This is a genomic window from Tunturiibacter lichenicola (assembly GCF_051013355.1).
GTDB lineage: Bacteria > Acidobacteriota > Terriglobia > Terriglobales > Acidobacteriaceae > Edaphobacter > Edaphobacter lichenicola_F.
The window spans coordinates 4,169,368-4,191,927 of sequence record NZ_CP132944.1; the positions used below are offsets into that span (position 1 = coordinate 4,169,368).

At 55.9% G+C, this 22,560-nt stretch carries 13 protein-coding genes; 6 read left to right on the forward strand and 7 right to left on the reverse strand.

Features of this window, described 5'->3' with window-relative positions; translation table 11 throughout:
- Positions 1-68: 68 nt before the first annotated feature.
- From RBB82_RS17485 to RBB82_RS17495, 3 genes are read right to left on the reverse strand one after another with little or no spacing between them, the layout of a single operon-like run.
- A complete protein-coding gene (locus RBB82_RS17485; protein ID WP_433972025.1) occupies positions 69-920 on the reverse strand; it encodes an amidohydrolase family protein in 852 nt (283 codons plus the stop codon).
- Positions 920-1,303, reverse strand: a complete 384-nt coding sequence (locus RBB82_RS17490) for an RbsD/FucU domain-containing protein (protein WP_433972026.1) — start codon at positions 1,301-1,303, stop codon at positions 920-922. The genes RBB82_RS17485 and RBB82_RS17490 overlap by 1 nt, the downstream gene beginning before the upstream one ends.
- Before the next feature lie 6 nt (positions 1,304-1,309).
- Entirely contained in the window at positions 1,310-2,125 is an 816-nt protein-coding gene (locus RBB82_RS17495) for a fumarylacetoacetate hydrolase family protein (protein WP_433972027.1), read from the reverse strand.
- Between the two features lie 205 nt (positions 2,126-2,330).
- On the opposite strand from RBB82_RS17495, the gene RBB82_RS17500 reads away from it, so the two are divergent.
- The 3 genes from RBB82_RS17500 to RBB82_RS17510 are packed head-to-tail and all read left to right on the forward strand — an operon-like array spanning position 2,331 to position 4,706.
- Positions 2,331-3,098, forward strand: a complete 768-nt coding sequence (locus RBB82_RS17500; protein ID WP_433972028.1) for an SDR family NAD(P)-dependent oxidoreductase — start codon at positions 2,331-2,333, stop codon at positions 3,096-3,098.
- Between the two features lie 15 nt (positions 3,099-3,113).
- On the forward strand, positions 3,114-3,899 hold the full coding sequence (locus RBB82_RS17505) for an SDR family oxidoreductase (protein ID WP_433972029.1): 786 nt from the start codon (positions 3,114-3,116) through the stop codon (positions 3,897-3,899).
- 24 nt (positions 3,900-3,923) lie between these two features.
- Positions 3,924-4,706 carry an IclR family transcriptional regulator gene (locus tag RBB82_RS17510; RefSeq protein ID WP_433972030.1) on the forward strand — a complete coding sequence of 261 codons (783 nt, stop codon included), beginning with the start codon at positions 3,924-3,926 and terminating at the stop codon, positions 4,704-4,706.
- A 90-nt stretch (positions 4,707-4,796) separates the two neighbouring features.
- On the opposite strand, the gene RBB82_RS17515 is transcribed toward RBB82_RS17510, so the two are convergent.
- Positions 4,797-4,913 (reverse strand): methyltransferase domain-containing protein, encoded by a 117-nt coding sequence (locus tag RBB82_RS17515; RefSeq protein WP_433972031.1) that lies wholly within the window; start codon positions 4,911-4,913, stop codon positions 4,797-4,799.
- A 369-nt stretch (positions 4,914-5,282) separates the two neighbouring features.
- Between RBB82_RS17515 and RBB82_RS17520 the strand changes: the two genes are divergently transcribed.
- From RBB82_RS17520 to RBB82_RS17530, 3 genes are all read left to right on the forward strand, one after another.
- Entirely contained in the window at positions 5,283-7,595 is a 2,313-nt protein-coding gene (locus RBB82_RS17520; protein ID WP_433972032.1) for a hypothetical protein, read from the forward strand.
- A gap of 65 nt (positions 7,596-7,660) precedes the next feature.
- Positions 7,661-8,164: a hypothetical protein gene (locus tag RBB82_RS17525; protein WP_433972033.1), complete on the forward strand. Its 504-nt coding sequence runs from the start codon at positions 7,661-7,663 to the stop codon at positions 8,162-8,164.
- A 644-nt stretch (positions 8,165-8,808) separates the two neighbouring features.
- The gene (locus RBB82_RS17530; protein ID WP_433972034.1) at positions 8,809-13,638 is read left to right on the forward strand and encodes a beta strand repeat-containing protein; all 4,830 of its coding nucleotides are present in this window, start codon (positions 8,809-8,811) and stop codon (positions 13,636-13,638) included.
- 158 nt (positions 13,639-13,796) lie between these two features.
- Here RBB82_RS17530 and RBB82_RS17535 read toward each other — a convergent pair whose 3' ends face one another.
- From RBB82_RS17535 to RBB82_RS17545, 3 genes are all read right to left on the reverse strand, one after another.
- Entirely contained in the window at positions 13,797-14,921 is a 1,125-nt protein-coding gene (locus RBB82_RS17535; RefSeq protein WP_433972035.1) for a glycoside hydrolase family protein, read from the reverse strand.
- A gap of 512 nt (positions 14,922-15,433) precedes the next feature.
- The gene (locus RBB82_RS17540) at positions 15,434-19,042 is read right to left on the reverse strand and encodes an Ig-like domain repeat protein (RefSeq protein ID WP_433972036.1); all 3,609 of its coding nucleotides are present in this window, start codon (positions 19,040-19,042) and stop codon (positions 15,434-15,436) included.
- 716 nt (positions 19,043-19,758) lie between these two features.
- Positions 19,759-22,350 (reverse strand): glycoside hydrolase family 3 protein, encoded by a 2,592-nt coding sequence (locus tag RBB82_RS17545; RefSeq protein WP_433972037.1) that lies wholly within the window; start codon positions 22,348-22,350, stop codon positions 19,759-19,761.
- Between the last annotated feature and the right edge of the window lie 210 nt (positions 22,351-22,560).

The following is a 22,560-nucleotide window of genomic DNA, read 5'->3' on the forward strand; positions in this document are numbered from 1 at the left end:
AGGCCCGGCTGGTAACAGCGAGCCGCTGGAGTTGACTGAGGTGACCGATGAGCCCGGGAGATGGATGCTCATCGCATCTCCCGCGGAGCGCCGACCTCAAGTCCATAGAAGCTGCGCGCGGTCCCACCGAAGAACGCAATGCGCTCCTCACTCTTGAAGCCAGAGGTGTATTGTTCGAGGACTGACCACCACTTCTTATAGGTGGCTGCTACCAGGAGAACGGGCCAGTCCGATCCTGCCATGCATCGTTCCGCGCCGAAGGCCTCCAGCACGGTGTCCAGATAGGGCCGCAGGATCTCGAGTGACCAGACCTGCCAGTTCGCCTCGGTCACAAGCCCAGATACCTTGCACCACACGTTGTTGCGCCGTGCTAACTCCATCATCTGCTGCTTCCACGGCTCGAGTTTCGCGTTCTTGATCTGCGGCTTTGCACAATGATCAACTACGAAGCGCTGGTTGGGGTGCCGATCGACGAAGTCGATGACCTCGTTCAACTGCGCTGAATAGACCAGCACGTCGTAGGTGAGTCGATTTGCAGTCAAGTACCGGATTCCTCGATTGAAGCCTTCTTCGCTTAGAAAACCAACCGGCTCAGACTGAAGAATGTGCCTTAGCCCCACCAACTTCCGGTGCGAGAGGAGAGGTTCGATGCTCTTTTCAAAATCGGCATCAGCAATCGGTCCCCATCCCACTACGCCTGCAATGGCATCCGACGCTGTTGCCTGCTGCAGAAGCCACTCCGTCTCGGCGACCGTCTGTCGCGCCTGCACCACGACCGTCGCATCGACTCCTGTGCTCGCCATCTGCTGCTCAAGCTCCGGCAGAAGGAAGTCGCGGCGCAGGAGAGCCATGTCGTCGGTGATCCATCCGAACTCCTCTGGGGTATAGCGCCACAGGTGATGGTGAGCGTCGATACGCATTATGCCGACTCCAAGATCACGTTCCCATACTGCGTTGTGTCACCGGTGCGGATGAGACCAATCGCGTGCGGCACGCGCTTCTTAAAGTCAACGTGAGGCTCGAACTCAAGCTTTGACAAGAGAGTGGCATAGCCGTTCACGACCGAAGCATCGTTATGCTCCCGAAACTCAGACGCCATCCAAGATCGTCCAACCGCGAAGTTGGGCAGTAGGGCGTGAAGCACATCCACAACGCGCGGGATATCGTCCACCAAGGCTATATCGATCGTCTCTATCTGGGGCCAGAACGGAAATCCGCGATCTGCGATCACCAGTGTGTTGGTGTGGCGCACCCGAGCCAGCAGCGAATTGATATGGGGATTGAGAATCCCTGACTTCAGCACAATTCTTTACCTCTCAACTGCAACGGTCCGATTGCGCAGCGATCCGATCTTTTCAATCGTGATCACGACATCTTCCTCAGGCTTGAGCCAGCGTTGTGGTGTGCGTCCTAAACCAACGCCGGGCGGCGTGCCAGTGCTGATGATGTCGCCCGGCTCCAACGGTGTGACGCTGGAGATATATTCAATCAGTGCTGGGATACGGAAGATGAGGTCGCGTGTGTTAGCGGACTGGAGCGTCTCTCCAGCGACGACACACTCAATGTTCAGAGCATGCGGGTCGCCAACTTCGTCCGCAGTAATGATCCACGGCCCAAGCGGCGTAAAGGAAGGGAAGCTCTTCCCCAGCGTCCATTGCGTGGTGGCAAGCTGTACTCCGCGAGCGCTTACGTCATTCAGGATGGTGTACCCGAAGACATACTCTTTCCAGGCGGCGGCTGCGATATTGTGGCCGCCCTTGCCGATCACTACGGCTAGTTCCGCTTCATAGTCGGGCTGGGTCGCCTGTGGCGGCAGGAAGATTGGCATCTCCGGACCAGTGATGGAGGACGTCAGCTTCATAAAGACAGTCGGCACATCCTGCACCTTCATCTTTGATTCAGCTGCATGCTCAACGTAGTTTAGTCCAATCCCGAAGATGCGCGGCGGATTCAATAGTGGCGGCTGCAGCGTGACATCGCTCAGTAAGACTGATGCTCCTTCCGCTACATGCGTATGTCTGCCAGCGATGGTGCTCAGCATGTCCTGCACAAGGGGAAAAACCTCACCCTCTCTTACAACTCCGGCGCGCAAAATACCCTCATAAATGTAGGTAACTAGCTTCATAAGTTGCCTTCAAGAGTACCTGCGCACTCCGGGAATGTGTGCTCCAAGTGAATTGATGAAGTGTAAGTTGCAGCACTTGTTTTCGTCAATGAAAATATGTTTTCATGTGTAGAGAGCTCTTGGGTCTTTCGAATATTCGACGCCCTGGGAGAATTGACAAGAAGACTCGTCACGGCTAAAACGAGAGGCGACTACGAATAGCCCCATGGAAGAGTTCAATCTCACAGGCAGACTGGCCATCATCACCGGCGGAGCAAGCGGCATCGGCAGAGCCATTGCCCAGCGCTTCGCGCAGGCTGGAGCCCGCATCGCGGTGGTAGATATCCGCGCTGACGCCGCCGAAGCTGTCGCCGCATCGCTTGGAAATGGCTCAGCAGGATTTGGGTGCGATGTTTCCGATGAAGACAGCGTCGCGGACACATTCGCAAAGATCGATGCGATGAATACGAACCAGATTTTGGTGAACAGCGCCGGCATCGCGCATGTGGGATCGCTCAACACAACCAGCCTGGAGGATTTTGACCGTCTGTTTCGAGTCAACGTTCGAGGCACATTTCTCGCGATGCGATCTGCGCTGGAGCGCATGCGTCCCAACAAGCACGGTGTAATCCTGAACATGGCGTCTATTGCCGCGACTGCAGGGTTGCAAGACCGGTTTGCCTACTCCATGACGAAGGGGGCGGTGTTATCAATGACTTTTTCCGTTGCCCGCGATTACCTAGCAGATGGCATTCGGTGCAACTGCATTTCGCCGGCGCGCGTCCACACGCCATTTGTGGACGGCTTTCTGGCAAAGAATTATCCTGGCCGCGAAGTGGAGCAAATGGCGAAGCTGGCCGCCGCGCAACCCATTGGTCGCATCGGCCAGCCGGCCGAGGTCGCCTCACTCGCACTTTTTCTCTGCTCGGATGCCGCCAGTTTCATCACCGGCGCCGACTACCTGATCGACGGCGGCTTCTCCAACCTTCGCTAAAGAAAGTAGGAAAAGGTGGACCTCGGATTGAGAGATGCCGTCATCGCAGTGACCGGCGGAGGTGCTGGAATCGGCGAAGGCATCTCTCGGGCTTGCCTCGCTGAAGGTGCGCGCGTTGTTGTTCTAAGCCGTGTGTCAGACAACGTAAAGCGCTTCATGGCGGAGATGGAACAGAAGGGAGAACGTGTCGAGCTGATCGAAACGCATCTGGGCGAGATGGACCAATGCCGGGCTGCCGTTGCAGCGATAAATCAACGTTACGGTCGGCTTGACGGGCTGGTGAACAATGCCGGCGCCAACGATGGAGTTGGACTCGAGTCCGGTACACCGGAGCGCTTCATGGAGAGTCTCCGTCAGAACCTGCTGCATTACTATGCCTTGGCTCATTACATGTTGCCTATGCTCAAAGCCTCGAAAGGTTCAATTGTCAACATTAGCTCTAAGGTCGCGTTGACGGGACAAGGGAACACGTCGGCCTATGCCGCTGCTAAAGGCGCGCAACTTGCGTTGACCCGCGAATGGGCGGCCGAGCTGCTCCCGTTCGGAATCCGTGTGAATGCCGTACTTCCTGCAGAGGTGATGACACCGCTCTACCGACGCTGGCTGGAGACCTTGGGCGAGCCAGACAAAGAGATCCGTCGCATTGAAAGTCGCATCCCTCTTGGTCATCGCATGACCACCCTCCAAGAGATGGGTTCGATCGCGGTCTATCTACTATCGCCCACGCAGTCCTCTCACACGACGGGGCAGCAGATCGTGGTCGATGGCGGCTATACGCACCTGGATCGTTCCCTTACCTAGCCGTCTGCTATAGTCTGTTGACCAATGAAGGGCAAGAAGAAAAGCCAAAACAAGACCTCGTACTCTACTCCGGCGCTGGAGAAGGGCCTCGATGTTATCGAACTCCTGGCTCACCAGCCAGCTGGACTGACGAAGAGCCAAATCGCGCGTGAACTCGATCGCACCGTGTCGGAAATCTTCCGCATGCTGGTATGCCTGGAGCGACGAGGATACATCTCTCAGGTGCAGGGCGACCAATACGCGCTGACCCTTAAACTCTTCAAGCTCGTGCAGGAACACCCTCCAACAGAGCGCCTCATCGTGGATGCGCTGCCGGTCATGCGGCGGTTCACCGAGCAGACAATGCAGAGCTGTCATTTGGGAGTGATTGAAGGCGGCCGCGTCGTTATTCTTGCGCAGGTGAACGCGCCCACAAGCGTTGGCTTCTATGTGAAGCTGGGCTCAAGCGTCGACGTTATGGACGCATCGACCGGTTACGTCATCCTCGCGCATCAGGACAATGCTCAGCGTGAAGCCTCTCTTGCGGAGTGGAAGAGTTTGACCGGGAGAAAGCTTCCGACCGATCTCGGCGACCATCTCGCACGCGTTCGCAAGAAGGGATTTGAAGAGCACGACAGTTACCAGGTTCGAGGTGTGGTCAACGTTACATTTCCGATCTTCGACAATCGAGGCTCAGCTCTTGGAGCTTTGACGGCGCCCTATATAGAACATGTCGACTCAAAGGTTACACGCAGCGCCGTGGTCGCGGCACTTCGCAAGAGTGCTGAGGAGATTTCGTTCACGCTCGGTGGCACCGTTAAGACTTAGCGATCTTCAGCTTCGTATCGAATTCCACCGGTACATAGGCAAACCACTTCTCAACTGCCGTCAGGCTGGTTCTGAAACGGCCTCGATTGACTACCTCGCCATCGTGGTTAATGGTGCAGTAATGGCTCCAGACATTTCCAAGGCCACATGTTCAAGCACGTGGCTACAGAAAACGAAGTCGAAGGTTTGATTTCTGTACGGCAGCACATGATATCTACACCGACCATCGGATTGCGACTGTTCAGGGGCTGGTCTGGAGTTCGGCTAAAAGATAGTGTTCTTAACTACATTCCCCGATGATCAGTGATTGTATCGATGGTCCGTTGACTTCTTCTCGCGAAAGATTCATGATGAACCGCAGAGTTTCTCCAAGCTCCGAATTCTGAAGTGAGCTTATACCTTCAAGTATCGAACTTGCTACACGTTTGCAGGTGCCTCTGGAACGTACAGGGAACTCCCGGGCCGGTTTGAACCTGATCAATAAAGATTTCTGAGCAGCAACTGTGAAGGATGCCCTCTCACGGCGTAACGATACTGTCCCTACTATTTCATCGTGCAACTCAGGAGCGAAATCCGATGAAGGTTGATGTTCTTACGAATCGCTACAACGTCTTTCGGACTGGAGCAAACACAGCAGAAACAGTGTTGAACCAGACGAACGTCAACGTCAACGGCTTCGGCAAGATATTCACCCGCGGGGTCGATGGGCAGATTTATGCGCAGCCCTTGATCGTCTCCGATCTGGACTTTGCCGGAGGTGTGACCCGGTCTGTTGTAATTGTTGCAACCTCACGCAACATGGTTTACGCGTTCGATGCCGAGGACCCGGCACAATGCCACCCGGTGTGGCGGGTCGACCTTGACGTCGCGGGCGCGATGCCCGTTCCGCGGATGGACTACGGGCCTGGATACCAGGACTTTACGGCGGAGATTGGCGTCACCTCGACGCCGGTGATTGACCGCCAGTCTGGGACGATCTATCTCACGTCGAAGTCGAAGGCTATCAACAATGGAATACCTCACTACGCCTATAGGCTGCATGCGCTGGACCTGCGTACGGGTTCGGGTAAGCTGGCCGGGGCCGTTACCATTGCTGAGACCGCAGTCAACGGCAATGGTTCGTTCGATTTCATCAGCGGGCCTTCCGTACCGGGTACGGGGGAGGGTAATGTCAACGGAGCCGTAACCTTCAATGCCTTCCTCCAATTGCAGCGTCCGGGACTTCTGATCCAGGACAACGTAATCTATCTTGCCTTCGCCTCACAGGGCGATCGTGATCCGTTCCACGGCTGGATTCTTGCTTATGACGCAATGAACCTAAAGTTCATCGACGCATATTGCACGACGCCGGACTGGGGCGAAGGTGGTATCTGGCAGTCTGGCTGTGGTTTGGCGGGCGATGGAGTTGGCAATATCTTCGCGGTGTGTGGTAATGGCGAGTGCCAAAAAGATGGTTCTGGAAAAGCTCTCCCCAGCCCTCCTAACCCAACGAACGCACAGCTTGGATCAGGTCCATCCTTCGGTCACAGCCTCCTTGAGCTTTCACTCGGAGCGGATCGAAAGTTCAAGCTAGTGGACTGGTACACGCCTTTCGACATCCTCGACCGGAACGCAGCCGACGATGATATGTGCGCAGGCCCAGTTATTTTGCCATGGAACAACTTGGTTGGCCTGTGGGGAAAGGACCGCGCATATCACATTGCGAACCGTAACAACCTCGGCAAGTTCACGGTGGGGCGCAACAATATCATTCAGTTCGCACCGGCTATGACGACGCCTGTCAACGGTGCTGGCACGGCGCACATTCATTGCGCGCCCGTCATCTTCGACAATCCAGACGTAGGGCCAGTGTCCTACGTCTGGGGAGAAAACGACAAACTACGTGGCTATCGCTTTGATATCGCATCGTCTAGTTTCGAAACCACTCCTCCGGTAAATCTTCTAAGCAATTCGAACCTTCCAATCGGAATGCCCGGTGGCATGCTAAGCGTTTCAAGCAATGGCGAAGGTGCCGGAGGGACCAAAGGCAGCGCCATACTCTGGGCGCTCCATCCCACACTTGGCAATGCAAACCGGTTTACTGTTTCGGGAGTCCTCCAAGCCTACCGCGCGGATGATATCCGCCAGCCCATCTATGCGAGTAACCACGATCCCCGCGGGAGCGACGATTTAGGGGACTTCGCGAAGTTTTGCCCTCCTGTCGTTGCGAATGGACGTGTTTATGTGGCGACGTTTTCTCAGCAACTCGTCGTCTATGGCCTACTTTCAGAAGGCCTGAGTGACCCTCTGGGGCCATGGTCACAAGATGACGTTCCCGAGCAGAGCGCTGCCGATACGACCTTCCAAGTTGAGGGCACCTCATCTTTCTCTTGCAACCGTTTCACTATCGTGGGAGGCGGCTCTGACATCTGGGGTCCTTCCGACTCGTTCCACTTCGTGTACCAGGCTGCGACCAAGGATGAAGTGAGCATCACGGCACGCGTTCTTTCCGTGCAGGACTCAAACGCTTGGGCAAAAGCCGGCGTGATGATTCGTGAGCGCCTGGACGCGCAGTCATCCCATGCAATGATGGTTGTTACTCCGGGTAGTGGCGCTGCATTTCAGTTCCGTGCGACAGATGGGGGCGCGAGCGTTAACATCAGCTTCCCCAAGGAGATGGCTGCGCCTTGCTGGGTTCGTCTAGTCCGAACAGGAACATCTGCCGCCTATACATTCATTGGCTCGGTGTCCATAGATGGAGTGAATTGGACACAGGTAGGGAAGACGACGTTTACGATGAGCACGGCGTCATTCGCAGGCATGCCAGTGTGTGCCCATTCATCGAATACCAATCCGGTGTTGCAGGATTTGTGCGTGGCCCTTATCGACAAAGTGACATTGCAGATGTAGTTCACGACAAAGGCTTTGACATTCTCGTTTGGCGATTCAACATTTTCAGGAAGGTCAGGTGCGATTTGATCCAACTTCTCTTTCTCTCCATCGATAGCTTCCTCGCGGCATCCGCCCTCGGTGCGCTAGCCCCGAACTGCTCGGGAAGGCGCGCGCTATGCCTCGCGTTTGGCCTGTGCGATGGTGCGGCAAGCTTCGCCGGACTGCACTTCCGTCTCGCGCCCTTCGTTGCGCGGACCAATCAGACCGTCCCGCTTATCGTGATGACCTATTTCTGGGTATTCTTCGTTGCGTTTCTAACGCTCAGGATTACGGCGAAAGGAAAGATGAGCGTAATCGAACTGTCGTTGTTGCCCCTGCTCCTATCTGTCGACAATTTGTTCGGCACGTCGCTGGCAAGTGAAATCGCCACTCACACCGTTGTGGTCCCTTGTTTTACGGGGATCCTCAGCGGAGGTCTTGCCTTCATGGGCTACCAGGCGGGATCACTGTTCGCCGGCCGAATCCCATCCAAGTGGGCGGTCGGTGTGAGTTCCGGACTGTTGCTTCTCTTGCCGGTTCTCAGCTAATGCGGATCCATCGATGAATTCGCAATGGCGATTCGTTCGCCTAAAACCTTTGGGGCTTTCACAGTGATGGACGACAAATCTTTGAAACGGCCGCTGCCGGGGCGGCCCCGGGGTGTGTCTAAAAACGTTCCATTTTCATCTCCAAAAAAGTTCGTGCTAGTCGGCGCCAGATTTGGAGACGCTGATCTGAACACGTAGAAACCTAGCGTGTCGATCAGGAAGATGTTGGGAACGTCGACTCAGTTCATCTGTGCAATCAGCTGTTCACTAGTTGTAATAAAGACTCTGAAAACCTGCACTAGCTTAAGCCGCTATGTACCTACTCTTCCATGAGATGCGATGCAAGATCCGGCGCTGTGTCATCCATCTCGCTTGACGGTAACAGACCGAGTCACTTATTTGAGTGCATTGCGATTTGTCACTAATTGATGAGAGGAGAACTACGCCACCTTCCGCAATGTGTGGGACGCTGCATCGAAAGACCCGAAGCCTTTACGATGGGCATCATGGGGCCCTTCGTAACGTATAAAAGGCGAGAATGCATTAAATTACACAACGTGCACTCGATTCGGGATGACATAATAATCGATTCCCCCTAGACTTACGGCTAATCAACCATGAGACTCTCCGTTCGTTTTCGAGGCGTGGCCCTTGTCCTTCTCTCTGCTTTGACCTTGTTCCTTGCTGCTTGTGGTGGCAACAGCGGCAATACAAGCGGCATGACACCCCCCGTTCCCACACCAGCAATATCAGCCATCACTCCGAGCACGATCGCGGCAGGTGCGTCAGGCGCGGTCCAGATCACGATCACCGGCAGCGGTTTCATTGCGACGTCGGTGGCGCAGATCAACGGCACTGCCTTGACTTCTACGTACGTCAGTGCGACTGAGCTTCAGGCATCGATTCCAGCTTCGCTGATTGTGCCTGGTATGCAGTTAGGGATTGTCGTTTCGAACGGCAGTAGTTCCAGTGCGAACTCGGCAGCGTCCCTCGTCAGTGTGCTGAACCCTGTTCCAGGCCTCATCTCTCTGGCGCCGACGGGCGTGATTGCCGGCTCAGGTCCGCAGACGATCACAGTAACTGGAACCGGATTTGTACCAACAACCAGCATTGTTGCGAACTCTGCCGCTCGCACGACAACGTACGTCAGCCCGACGCAGGTAACAGTCGTCCTCACAGCAGCCGACCTCGCCTCCGTTGGTACGATTAGCCTGGTTGCGACAAACGGCGCTCCAGGTGGAGGAAGCTCAGCGGTGCTTACCTTAGCGGTCAATAATCCGGCGCCTGTGATCGTGTCGCTCACGCCTTCCACCATCGCCGAGGGCAGTGCGGCCTTCACTTTGAATGTTGTGGGGAGTGGGTTCATCGCCGGGTCTGTCGTGTACTGGAATCAAACCGCATTGACGACTACGCCGGTGAGCACGACGGCGTTGACCGCTGCTGTGCCAGCCTCGCTACTGGCGGGCGCGTCCTCGCCTTCGATTACGGTAGTGAACTCCTCACCAGGAGGAGGGCAATCGGCGACGGTCGCTTTTTCGGTAACCTCAGCGATGCCAATACTCAGCGCGCTGCAGCCTGGGACTGTCGAGATCAACCAGGCAGCGGTGATCAATCTAAGTGGATCTGGATTTGGTCCTGACTCGGTTGCTCTTTGGAATGGCGCACCCCGCCCGACAACGGTCGTGAGCCCGTCTCAACTCACCGTGAGCCTAAGTGCTAACGATCTTGCCGCAGTTGGAACGGGGACGATAACAGTTTCTAATCCGGCACCAGGAGGAGGCGTAACCAAGGCGCTCTCACTGGCTATTACCAATCAGCCCATCCCCACAATTACTGGCCTGAGCTTCTCGGTCCCGTCTTTCTATACTGGGGCATGTCCACAGGTTCAGGTGCATGCAGTTGGCACAAACCTTTACGGGATGGAGCTCGTGGTGAACGGCCAGATCCTCCTGCCGTTCTCTCAGGCCACAAACGGCACCGATCTTTACGGTGAGTTGCCCATCGGATTTTCTTCCGCACCCGGGCAGTTCTCAGCGGTTGCCACCCAACCCTACCTGCAGTTGAGCTCGGATCCGTACCTTCTCCCAACTACCGCAGCGCCTGTTCTCACCTTTTGTGCCTCTCCGGCAGGAGCAACGATCTACCCCAACAGCAAGTTCCTACTCAACTTCGCGGCGACCCAAATCAATTCATCCTCTACCGCGGCCGTGACCTCGATCACTCTGCCTGCAGGAATCACGACGAATGCTACCTTCCCAATCTCTATCGGGCAGGGCTATCCGGGAAGCGCTCACCAGGTCTTCACCGCAGCGAGCAGTTTAGCTTCCGGTCCTCTGAGCTTTCCCTTCACAGGAAGCGCCGGTACTTTGTCTTCGACCGGCACGGTCACGCTCACGGTCTCTTCCACGGCCGCTCTACCTACGTCCTTCTCCAGCTTTCCGTCGTCCGAACTTGGTGTTCCGATTGGAGGCAGCAACAGTCTGGTCTTCAGCAGCACGGGGCAAAACCAAGACTACGCTCTTGATCTCACTGTGAGCGGACTGCCTGCGGGAACCACAGCTACAATCACGCCGACACCTATCATTCCTGGTGACAGCTTCACCGTTACCGTGGCTGCCGCAAGTACCGCTCCCGAGAGCCAGAACGTTCCAATTACAATCACAGCAACACCTTCGTTGGCGTCGGTTACACCGGCCACTGGATCGTTCAGTCTCGATGTCACTCCTCGACCGGGCACTTTGGCGAATAATCGGACCGACTTCGTCTCGACTCAGGCAACGCCCTTCGGTGTCGTCTACGACCGCCAGGCCGATCTGATCTTTGCCAGTAACTCGGTATGGAACAGGATCGACGTCATTTCGAACAAGACACATCTGCTTCAGCAGAGCATTCCACTTCGTGGAGCGCAGGCGATCGATGTCTCGCAGGATGGCTCTACCGTATGGATTGGTACTGATTCACAGCAGGTATTTGCCCTGAATACCAGCACGTTTGCCCTGATTCGGTATATTGTCCCGATGATTGCGGGAAGCGGATGGGAAGACAATCTGCTGCTTGCGCTTTCGGATGGAACTTTGCTGCTGAACACTTCTCCAGGGGCGGGGCAGGGAATCTACAATAACGTGATCTGGACACCCTCAACCAACCAGCTTACCGTTCTGCCGACTTTTGACTACTTCACCTTGAGAAGTGGAGACGGCAGCAAAGCGTACGGAACTACCTATGCGTCTGGCTACTCAAATGTCGTCTACGACGTCGCCACGAAGGCCCTCACGCCTCTTCCTAAACTAGGTCAGGGCTCTCAGCTCATCGCGGCGAATAGCAACGGCTCAATGCTTGTCGGGGGCGACAACGGCGTTTATACCGGAGCCGGTCAACTGTTAGGTACGATCCCGGATTACCTCGGAAACTACTATTTTGAACAGCACGGATCCACAGCCTTCAGCAGAGATGGAACCACGCTCTACCAGATCGGGTCCGGAGCGGATAGCCGGATTGCAACGATCGATGTGGCGTCTCTTACTTTGCGAGGAGTGGCTCCAGCGCTTGCGACACTGCCCAATGAAGTCAGCGAAACTCCTGTTAGTACGTCCAATGCCTCTGTTGATGACAGCGGAATGATGATCGGGATCCAGACCTTTGGGGTTGGGTTTGAGGACAGCACGTTCTTCCAAAACTTTGGGACTTCGGCGCGCGGTTCCGAATCGCCTGTCTCACTCTCACCGAACGCTGGTCCTCTCGCTGGTGGCACAGTCTCGTCGCCATATGGCAGCTTCGATCTGACTCCAGACATCTGGTATGGCACAAACCGCGGATCGGCGAATCTTGATGGCACCGGTAGTCTAACTATCACCTCGCCCCCAGGAAACGCGAACGGCCCGGTGAACCTGAAGTACATCTACCCCAATGGAGAACAGGTCTTCACGCCACAGGCATTCTCTTACTCTTCGTTTCCGCAGGATTCCATCCTTTCAGGCGCGACCCCGCTCGGCGGGGTTCCGGGACGTATCTCAGGGTACGGCATGCCTGCAGATAGTAGCGGTGGCACGCTTACGGTTGGAGGGCAGACGGCTACTATTACGACGACAGTGGGCCAGTATCCTCCTTATACCAGCGAAGCCTTTCCATCGACTTATCTGGACTACACGATTCCATCTGGAACGCCAGGGTATGCCGATTTGTCCATCACCACTCCAATCGGGAGTGGAACTCTGCCGAAGGCTGTGTTCTACGCAAAGAGCGTGACCGACTACAGCTCAGCCGACAGCTTCTCCGATGTGCTTTACGATTCAGTCCGGCAGCAACTGTATCTCTCTGGCACGGACCATATCGACGTGTTCTCACTGACGTCGAACTCCTGGCAGGCCCCACTGAAGCCTGCCACTCTCGGTTCTGCATCGCAGTTCCGTGGGCTCGCGCTCAGTCCGGATGGCACGCAACTCCTTGCCGCGAACCTGCTGGACCAGTCACTCAGTGTCATCAACATCGACACTCCATCCCAGACGTTCGCGATCGCGATTCCGCATCCGAGCAGTTCAGGGCCAGGCTGTCAGACTGGACCGTTTGCCGTCACCGCGCTCGCGGGACAACAGGCCCTCCTATCAAGCGGTCTGCCGCCAACTATCGGAGGATGTCCGTACGCTCAGACTCTCTATATCGCGAACCTGCAGGCGAGGACTGCGGCCTCACTATCGTCGCAAGCGCGGTCTTATGTCTGCTCGACGGTGGCGAGTACCAGTGAAGGCACTACAGACGGGACGCTCGCGATCATTGGCGCAGAAGAGGGAGGCTCGTGTCTTTACTCCACCACTAGCAACTCTTTCATCGCAACGCAGTCGGGAGCCATCAACTACTACGGGGTCGGCATATCGGGAGACGGCAATATCGCGTCGGTAAGCAACGCATTTGTCGATCCCTCAGGGAACATGCTTGGCGGCCTGGGCCGGCCGGCGGCTCTCTTTCCCAATCAAACACAGACGCCTTATCCGTTGAACAACTATCCTTCCAATACCCTTGAGCGCCCTCGGCTCAACGCCTCAGGAAGCCTCTATTACTGGGCCTACCCAAACTACTTCGAGATCTTCGATGTACCCACGGCGACGCTGAAGATGCGCTTCTCCCTTGCGGAAACAATCCAGAACGTCGAGACCCCGCTTGCAATCGATGAAGGCGGACGGCAGATATTTCTTATAACCGACAAGGGCTTGACCGTCGTTGACCTTGGAACGGCACCTCTCTCGATAGGCCATCTTGACCCTGTATCGGGAGGAGCTTCGCAGATTCAGGTTCGCGGCAGTGGGTTTGTGTCAGGTCTGAGCGCCATGATCGATCAACAATCGGCAACAGCCGTTTTTATTGACGAGAACACCTTCAAACTCACTGTCCCGACGATGTCCGCCGGATACCACGACCTTACGATCACCAATCCGGATGGCAGTACCTACACGCTTAAGAGTGCTATCTCCGTGCAGTAAAACTGCTAGGTTTCATCACGTTCAGGATTCTGTGAAATCTTTCGCTTCAACAGCGTCAGGCGATGAAGGTGGGGTCCCCCTACCGCCGCTGGCCGGCAACTGCGGTCTACCAATCCACGTCGAAACCGCCGCCTGCATAACCTCTTACACAGCCTCTGCTATTTGTGCTGTTGTAGATCGCGGTCGAACGCTGCGCCGTCGAAGGGGATCACGATGACCTTGCTACCGTGTCCGTCGTTACCCTTCTCGTCGTCCTTCGGGACATCGATGACGGCTAGCGTCACCGCGACCACGTGGCCGTTCTCAAGAAAGACGCTAGGGCGTTCCATCTTGTTCCAGTGGTTGACGGTACCGTCGGTGTAGCGGACGAAGTCTCTCCGGGGATCGTAGGCGAGACCGCGGAAGGTCCAGTCGTGGATGCCATCGGCGGATGTGAGGTGGAAGGCCTTGCGATCGTTCCAGTCATTAACGGTGATGTGGAAGAGACCGCCGCTGAACCATATAGCAGGATCTTCGAGGTACTCTGATTTGCGTACGGCCAGCTCCGGAATGGTGGCATAGATCGGCGGCCCTTGTACCGTGTAGGGGCCGATGATCCCGGTTTTGCTGATCCAGATGCGGCCTGAGCGTGGGACAATCTCGAAGGCCCCGTCGGGGCGGACCATGATGCTGACGTTGGACATCCGTTCATGCGCGCTGAACTCGTTGGGGACGAGTGTGATCTTGCCGATGTTCTTCCATGGGCCATCGAGCGAGCTGGAGACGAAGACGTCGCCGGGCCGGGATTCACTAACGACGATGGCGTAACGGCCATCAGGGAGAACGAGCGCTGTGACATTGTGGCCCTTGCCCTCCTGATCGTCGGGCCAGCAAAGGCCTTTATCGATGTAGGGCCCGATGAGATTGTCGCTGACAGCGTGGACGGCCTTGGAACGGAACCAGGCGTTGTGGCCGAAGGACTCGTCCCAGCGGCTGGCGAAGATGTGGTACTTGCCGTCCGGGCCGTGGATGATCTGCCCGTCCCAGTAGTCCCACAGCTTCATGGTGGGGTCTTCGAGGCCGTTCTTTTGATCGCGCGGGCCAACGGTGGCCGCACCCCAGGCAGTCGTCGAGAGTGGGGAGAGGATCGGCGTGGGCTGGAAGTAGTCGATAAAGGTCTTGCCGGTCGTCGCGGAGGTCTGCGCAGGGCTTTGAGCGAAGGAGGCGCCGATAGCGGTTACGCCGAAGAGAAGGCCAGCAATCGCGGGCCAGGATAAGCGTAAAAGTAAACGATTATCATTCATAAACGTACAGTATCAGTGGAGCGCCGAGATTGGCAAGGGAGACTGCTACGGTGAATTGAGACGCACAGGGCTACCTCTTTGTGGTTGTCCGTCGAGAGGAGTGCTACGGAGTTTGCTGCTTATCGGCTTTGCCGTTTTTTCCATCTCTTCAAAGGAACTCCACTCGATGGTTGACGACGGCGATGGACACGGCCGCTAATCAGCCCTCGTTGGCCTTCACTTTTAATGCATAGGCACAAATCGAAATTTCGGCAGACACTGGATAAACGATTGCTGTAACGTTATTTACACATAAAGAGATCGATCAGACACGATTTCGTCCGAATGCTCGGGAATACGGTGACTGCGGCGGCCGCCGGTGCAAACTGACAAGAGACCGCGTTTACACAACTCCCGCTTAGTCAGAATCGCGCCCGACCGCGTCATCCAGGACTTGAGCTCAAAAAGGTGGCAGGCCTTTGAGGCCTGCCACCTTTTTTGTTGAGGGGTGTTGGCGACTGTCGGCCCCCTAATTATTGGTCGTCGTCTGACCCCCTGTGTCTCTTGACGTCGATAACCGAAGGAGCGGAGACAACACTCTTCCAATTCGCATCACCGGAATAGATCGCAGTGATGACATTTACGCCTTTCGGCAGCGTGGTGGCTAACGTTGCCCCCAATGCACCATTTTCACTAATCACGACCTGCGGGACACCGATCGCACGAGGTCTATCGCCGTCCACTGCATCGAAGAGTTGAATGGTGCCAGTAGGCGCCTGGACATTTGTCGAGGCCACGGAGTTGGTCAACAAAGCGGTGATGCTTGTTTCCTCCCGAACCCTCACAACGTTATCCCTGGGTTGTACCGTAACCGTTGGCACACCCTGCGCCACGTTGACGGATACTGGTGTGCTGCTGGCTACGGCAAAGTTGGTATCACCCGCATAGACCGCGTAAACGCCCTGTGCTCCGACAGCGTCCCACTCGGCTGTGCCAGTCGCCTTGCCCCCAGCAAGTACAATTTGGCCGCTGATCTGGCCGTTGTTTGAAAACAGTGTGACGGTGCCGGTGGGGAGAGCCGTGCCGACCTTGGTTGCCGGCGCGACGGTAACGGAGAATGAGCTCCGTTCGCCCAACGCAAACGTTGGTTTACCCAGGTTGACGCTGATGTTCACCGGTTGGGTTCCGCTGTTGCCGTCGATTGTTTGGATCGACTGCAAAGAACCCAGGTTTACAGCGGTGTAGTTTGCATCACCGGCGTAGTTCGGAGTCAGGAAGTACTCTCCTGCGGGCGAGTTGAACGGAATCGTTGCTGTACCGGTGTTGTCAATCGTGCCCGTGCCCAGAGCGGCGCCGGTATCCGACCGCGTGAGAATCACCACTCCGGTAGGCTGAATGGTCGTGGGCCCCAATGGGCCGCGGAACGTAACGAAAGCGATATCCCGGCTGCCCGCAACCGGAGTAATGGTGTTGGCCCTGGTATCGGCAAACACGAAGCCCGGGACGATCTCGAAGGCGAGCGTGGTGCTGCTTGGGTTGAAGCTGCTGCCGCCGGAATAGTCTGCCTTGAAGGTATACGTTCCGGGCCAGTAATCGCATGGTGTCTTAGGTCCGCACTGGACATAGATCTGGCCGCTGCTGCTCACGGGATACGTGCCAATTACCTTGTTTCCCTGAGACAACTTGATCGTGCCGGTCCCGTCCGTTGAGCCCGATACTCCATTCACCTGGAACTGCAGCCAGAACGGCTCCCCAAGTAGACCAGTGGTCGATGGAACCACGATCGGAGAAAAATGTCTGAGAAGAACTTTCTGGGCGAAGCTCGTCCCGGTTAGAACGCTGTTTTCCGGAGTCACTGTAACGACGACGGGTCGCGAGGAACTGGCGCCAAAGACACTGTCGCCGGAGTACTCCGCGGTGAGAGTGTACTGGCCGCCCGGCAGATTGATGGTGCTTGCACTGTAAGCTCCAGAGACCACGGCCGTACTCTGAGGCGCTCCGGTGGTGGTGCTCGCAGTAAGGAGTACTTCTCCGGAAGGAGTTCCGCCGCCAACTCCGACGACCTTACCGGAAAAAGTAATGGACGTGCCGTGCTGGAAGATGGTTTGAGAGAGGTTTAGCGTGGTCCTCGAATGGAAGGTTCTGCGCTTACCCCATCCCTCTACGAGATTGGCGACGTCCACCGATCCGAGGCCAGTTCCAAGGTCATAGCCTCCTGTCGAAGCGTAGCCGTCCGTAAAACTGTTGGGAGCGAACTTCCCCGGCGGAAGAGATATACCAACCGGTACAGGCGAATCGGGCCCTTGGCAATCTGGCGCACCGTGAAGGCACGGCACCGCATTCGATCCGAGGGTGATGTCGTGGAAGATGCAGGTGGTGGGTTCCGTCGGGCTGGTGAGTTGGCTTGAGTCGCAGCTTTGATCCTTGTCTGCGGCTGCCAACTGATAGAGCTGGTAGTTGGCTACGCCCTGGAACTGACCGTGCTTCTGCTCAATGAGAGCCATGATGCTGGCCATGGAGGGGGAGGCCGCCGAGGTGCCACCGACGATTGAGGCCTGTTGCAGGGTAATGGAGCCGTCGCTGTTCTTGGTCCACTGGCAGCTACCTTCGACACAGAGGATGTAGCCGTCATGTCCACCGGCGGCTGCAAGAGAAACGTCCGGGAGATCGCGCACTCCGTCCTGCGGAACGCCCGGGCCTGCCTGCCACGAGGGCTTGGCATAACCGGCCGCACAGAACTCCGTTTCGGTATCGTCTGTAGTTCGGCTTGCACAGGAACTGACGCCACCACCGCCCGCAAATGAGGAGCCATGGAATGCGAAGTTACAGTTGGTGATGCTCTGCGGGAGGCCGAACGCACAGGATTCGTTCCACACTGCTTCCGGGATGTAGCCCTTGGCGGAGGATAGGTCGTTTGTATTGCTCGCGTTCCAATAGGTGGCGAGGTTGACGTCGTTGAATTCCGTGCCACCGACAGCGACGTTGTAGGGCGTAGAGGCAAGGCCGCTGACGCCAAAGCTATAGACCGTGCTCAAATTGGATGGGTTATTGCACATGCTGGATCCGGCATCGCCTGCGGAGACAAAAACCGTAATGCCCTCCGCCGCTGCCTGTTGCCAAAGCAGATGGTAGAACGCAATTTGCGAATCCGTCATATCGGCTTCACACAAGCCGAAGCTCACAGTCATGATGGGCGCTAATGCCTTATCGACGATGTAGGACGCTGATATATCTACGCCGTCCGTGGTGGTGGTGGTGGCGCCGACGACGTAAGCGATTTTAGCTTTGGGAGCGATCGCGCCCGCCCATTCCACGTCGAGCGAGGCTTCCACATCGTCGCCCGGAACCACGCCGGGATCTGTTGTTGCGTAGATCACTGTGGGGTCGTTAAAGGGCAGGCCTGCAATGGTGCGGAAGGCTTCGACATCCGACATGCTGATATCGGAGCGACCTACGACCGCGATCGAGACCCCAGATCCATCGATACCATTCGCGACTACACTCTGTGCATCGTAGATCTTTGAAAAGTCACCGGGCATGAGGAATGCTTCGGTCTGGTTAGGATTCGTAAAGGCCGCGGAGAGTGGCGTCTGCCCTGCGCTGGTGTCGGCCACGCGCACCAATTTCCCCGCCTGATTGCGCGCGACTTTGCCTGGAGGTGTGTGCTGCGGGTTGGAAAGAAAATTGTTTGTGCTGACCACTCCGGTGACTGCAGGATCCAGCGCAGCGGGAATCGACAGATTCGTAGCATTGGCGTATCTCTGTAATCCACTGATGGAATATTGATGGATCTGTGTCTGAAATGCATTCTCGACCTGCGCTGCATTGCCGCTGAACCGGATCCAGTTCTTGCCGTGTGAAACTTCGTCCACTGAAAATCCATTCGATGTCAGCCAGCTGCGTACTATCTCGACGTCCGCATCGTTGGCGCCAAACTGTTCTGCATAGAGTGCAGGAGTAAGCCACTTATGGAAGTTCGGTGAGTTGGGATTGTGCAGATCATCGACATATTTCTTAAGTGCAGCTGCCTGATCAGCCGACGGCCGTAGCGTAAGCAGCATGTCCTTCATCGCCAGACTAGCATCGACTCCACCTTGATCGCTTGCGGTTTTGGCCAACGGATGTACTGTGCCGGCTAACATCTTTCTCTGAGAGGGATCAACCGCTTGCATAATCTTCGGCTGGATCTGGGCATGCGCGAAAGATGCAAGACTAATCAAAACACCTGCTATACCCGTAACGAATTTCGTAGCTCTGCAAAAACTAACTTCCATTCACTGACCTCCGGGGGATTGCGTGGGTAGATTGTCGTTTGATCCATGCACATCAGGGAGTATGAATCTATGCATGGACAGGGAGGCTTGCAGCGCGAGAAAAAATCGCGAGATTGGCAACCATGGAAAGCAAAAACGCTGGACGCATTGCTGCGCCCTCATATTCCTTGAATCTGCGGTAACAATTTGTCGTGATAATAGTGACGGCGTGCAACTGTGCCTATTACATGAAGCTGGTATCGCACGCCTCGCATGAGCTCAACACGGCCGCTTGACGGACGCTTACAAGCGGACAAATAGTGTTTGCCGTTTCATGTCGAGACTGAGAGACGATGCGCAGATGACAGATTGCGGATATGCGTAGGCCTGCTTTAAGTGCAATTGCGGCTGCAAAGCGTAGGCGTGCATTCAACGAAGCTGCCGTTGAATTAACAAGTTGGCTGTGGGCGGTTCGGATCGACGAAGAAGTGCGCGGATGCGACCCAAAAGTTCTTCAGGATCGAACGACTTGCCCGGCGGCGAGTAGAAACAGATAGGGCTCCAATGCTCAAAGTCATTGGAGCCCTACTCTTCACCACAATCGCCTAGTTGCTGCCAAGCTTCAAACTGAGCCCTTCCTTCAAAGGAAGCGACTCAAGCGAATCGCCCACGGAGATTGTGAACTGATTCGAGCCGATGGCCCACTTCTTTGCTGCAACGTCGTAGTAAGAGAAAGATCGCGCGTCCAGCGGGATAGTCACATGTCGCGTCTCTCCCGGCGCCAGCTCCACGCGCTCAAAGCCCTTCAGCTCATGCTCTGGTCGCGCGATCTTTGGGTGATCCTCCGTCACATATAACTGCGCAACGTCAGCACCCTTCCGAGCACCTGTATTCGTTACGTCAAAGGTGGCACTTGCATGCACAACACCACTCGCGTCCTCCTGCTTCACTGTCAGGTTCGAGAATCTGAAGGTCGTGTAGGACAGCCCATATCCAAACGGAAACAGCGGCTTGACCTTGTTCTTCTCATACCCGCGATACCCAACAAAGATGCCTTCTTTATAGTCAACCCGCTTTGAGTCGCCTTCAGGGTAGTAGGTTGCGAAGGTCGGATTATCCCTCTCGTTTCGTTCAAACGTTGCAGGCAGATGCCCCGATGGATTGACGTCGCCAAACAGAATCTCCGCCAACGCCCGTCCACCCTCCTGCCCTGCGTACCACGTCTCCAAAACCGCAGGCACGCGATCAATCCACTTCGTGGAATCCACATTCCCGCCCGACGTGATCGCAACCACAACCTTCGGATTCGCTGCCGCCATCTCGCGAATCAGTTCAGTCTGGCCATAGGGCAACGCAAACGTCCTATCCCCGCCCTCGCTTTCGCTCTCAGGCTCAAATCCAGCCGTGACCAGTACAACATCCGCTTTGGCAGCAAGCTTCACGGCCTCAGGATTCACAATCTTATCTTCCGGCACGATCGCAAGCGCCACGTGCCCACCGATAGGAGATTTCTGCCACTCCTCTACGACGATCTTATGAGGGCCGGCCGCAAACTCCAGCGTCACATGCGGCTGAAACGCACGCACGATCTTCCAGTTGTCGATCACGAGCTTGCCATCCACGTAGACGCGATTCCCCGAACCCTCCCCTGAATCCTCCAATGCAAGGATGTATTTCGTCGAGGTCGCAGCGTTGTAAAAACCCGTAAGACGGTGCGATATCTGCGACGGTGGCGAGTTGAACAGCATCTCCATCACAGCATCAATATCCGCAATCGCTTCCTTGATAGTGAGTCCAGACAACACTGCATGACGAGTAACGGTCTTCGAAGCAGGAGTTCCAGACAAATCGAGGTTGTTGAAGGCTTCCAGTGTGAGCCCAGGCTTGCCGCCCTTCGCCTCTGTCGTAAACTCCGTCGCCGACGCCAGATGAGACAGGGTAGGAACACCACTGTCGTACAGCACGGTCGTTGATGCACCGACTAAATTGGCGATGCCCTCAAGCGCACTCACCTGGTGGAACGGCACCACGCCCGCGCTGCCTCCACCTACCGGAACACCCGGATAGCCATCCGGCCCAACGATCAAAATCGTCTTCACCGCCGACTTATCCAGCGGCAACAGATTGCCTTCGTTCTTCAGCAGCACTGCACCTTCGCGTGCCGAATCAAGCGCAGCGGCATTATTCTTCGCGTCGATAAACGAGATGGAACTATCGACTTGATCGCGGGTCAGCCATCCATACGAAGCTGCTGTCTCGAGAATGCGTCGCACCTTCTCGTCAATCGTCGCCTCTGAGACCTTGCCAGCCTTAATCGCCGGCCCAAGGTTCGCGTTGTTCATGAACTTTCCCGTCGGCTCCTCAATGTCGAGTCCGCCGTTTGCCGCGCCGACCGCATCATAGGTCGCATCCCAATCGGACATCATGATGCCTTTGAAGCCCCACTCTTTGCGCATGATCTCAGTGTTGAAGTAGCTGTTCTGGGTGGCATGCAGACCGTTGATCAAGTTGTAAGAGTCCATCACCGAACTCACATGGCCGTCTTTCACCGCTGCTTCAAATGCAGGCAGATAGATCTCGCGCAACGTTCGCTCGTCGATCTCAGAGTCAGAGTCGTGTCGCAAAAACTCACTGTTGTTTCCCAGATAATGCTTCACCGTCGCACTGACACCCTGCTCCTGCATCCCGGTGATATAGCCCACCGCAATCTTTCCCGACAGGAACGGGTCCTCGCCGAAATACTCAAAGTTGCGTCCGTTGTGCGGCGAACGGTAGATATTAACTCCCGGCCCAAGCATGAAGTGAACTCCACGCGCACGCGCATCGCGGCCAATCCCCGCTCCTATCCGCGCTGCCAGCGCCGGATCCCACGAAGCCGCCATATTAATTCCGGCCGCATACGTAGTCGACGGAAAACCTGAGTTAGAACGAGTCCCATACGGCCCGTCCGACATATTGAGCGGAGGAATCCCGAGCGAAGGAACACCTCGCACTCCAAAGCCTGTCCCACCGATATAGTCGATCTTCTGTTGAAGCGTCATCTGCTTCACCAAAGAATCCACCTTCTGCTGTTCAGCCGCGTCCAGCGTATGGGGAGCCTGTGCGAATCCCGGCGTATGCGTGACCAGAAGAGTCGCACCCAAAATAAGAGTTGTTAGACAAGAAGAGCGGAACGCGCATGAAGGCTTCAAATACATGAGATGGTGTCCTCGGTGTTGAAAATTGTAACTGCACCATCAGACACTTGTCTCATACCCGCAGCCACATCAGCCCAAAACCCAAAAATAGGAGCGCGATGTTGGTCAGACCAAACAGGCCAAGACCACCGGACCGCAGTTTCCAAAACGAAACCCCCGAAAATAAACCCAGAATCCGTGTCACATTTTTCATGGCATAGAACATGACCA